Origin of the sequence: Streptomyces sp. NPDC014764 (assembly GCF_043082785.1) — a bacterium.
Lineage (GTDB): Bacteria > Actinomycetota > Actinomycetes > Streptomycetales > Streptomycetaceae > Streptomyces > Streptomyces althioticus.
Genome location: NZ_JBIBXY010000053.1, coordinates 1 through 1,510, shown reverse-complemented (window position 1 = coordinate 1,510; position 1,510 = coordinate 1). Strand labels below are relative to the sequence as shown.

The 1,510-nt window shown below is 68.9% G+C and carries 1 protein-coding gene and 1 pseudogene; both read left to right on the top strand.

The genetic code is table 11. The features are described from left to right. Positions 1-1,259 (top strand): stealth family protein (locus ACF1AG_RS34810; protein WP_391811053.1); only part of this gene is annotated, 1,259 nt, incomplete at its 5' end. Then, positions 1,259-1,510 (top strand): annotated as a pseudogene (locus ACF1AG_RS34805) (sugar phosphotransferase); the annotation flags it as partial. The gene ACF1AG_RS34810 and the pseudogene ACF1AG_RS34805, both read left to right, overlap by 1 nt.

Genomic DNA, 1,510 nt, shown 5'->3' with positions numbered 1-1,510 from the left:
TGCGTCTGGGTCCCGCGGGGCAGGTCCTGGGCGGTCCGATGCTCGGCTGCGACGTGGAGTTCTGGCAGGACGGCGCCGACGTGCTCGCAGGTCCCGACGCCGAGGCGGAACTGGCGCGCGTGTCGCCGCAGGCCTCCGCCGACGTCCTGGCCGACTCCCTGGTCGCCCCCCGGCGCAACCGGATATCGGACGTCATGCCGACCGGTGAGCAGAAGTCCGCGAAGATCACGGTGCAGGGCCGCGACTACCCGACGTTCGCGCCGTTCACCGTGACCACGGTGGAGGACGTCACGTTCCCCATCGACGTCGTCTACACCTGGGTCGACGGCGAGGACCCCGAACTGCGCGCCAAGCGGCAGAAGTACAAGAGCGAGGGCGTCCCGGCGATCCTCGACAAGGAGACCAACGAGTCCCGCTACACCAGCCACGACGAGCTGAAGTACTCGCTGCGGTCGCTGGAGATGTACGCCGACTTCGTGCGGCACATCTACATCGTCACCGACGGCCAGAAGCCGGAGTGGCTGGACGCCGACGCGCCCGGCATCACGGTCGTGGACCACAAGGACATCTTCCCCGAGGGCGTCCTGCCGGTCTTCAACTCGCACGCCATCGAGACGCGGCTGCACCACATCCCGGGCCTCTCGGACCACTACCTGTACTTCAACGACGACGTGTTCGTCGGCCGCAGCGTCACCCCGCAGCACTTCTTCCACGCGAACGGCATCGCCCGCATCCCGTTCTCGCCGCTCAAGGTCGGCGTCGGCCAGCCGCACGGCGGCGAGACCGCGACCAACTCGGCCGGCAAGAACGTGCGCCAGCTGCTGATGAAGGCCCACGACCGCTTCATCACGCACAACTTCATGCACACCCCGCTGCCGCAGGTGCGGTCGGTGCTGAACGAGCTCGAGGAGATGTTCCCCGAGGAGGTCGGCCAGACCATGCGTTCGCGCTTCCGGTCGCCCGACGACATCGCGATGACCGCGTCGATGCACTACAACCACGCGTACATCACCGGCAAGGGCGTCCCGGGCAAGTTCCGCTTCCGGTACGTCAACATCAGCCGCGAGGACGCGGACCGCCGTCTCGAGGGCATCCGGGCCAAGCGCAACTACGACTTCTTCTGCCTCAACGACGTCGACGTGCCGCCGGAGCAGCGCGAAGAGGTCACCGCCCGCATGTTCTCCTTCCTGGAGGAGTACTTCCCCTTCCCGAGCTCCTTCGAGAAGGCACCTGAAAGCACCTCCTCCGGGAAGCGTTGATGGCACCGGCCTCGCGGCGGATCCGCCGGCTGGCGCGCCGGGGACTCGGTGTCGGCCGCAAGGTGCGCGACCGGGCCTCGGCGGCCCGGCTCGCCAGGCAGCGGCAGGGTCTGCTGGGGTCCGACGCGGGTGTGCGTCAGGCGTCGTTCGACGGTCAGCCGCTGTGGGGGCGGGTGGTCGACGGGTTCACGGCGGCCGACGCCGCCGCGGACAACATGGCCCTGGTCGCCGACGCGCTGGAGCGTGCGGAG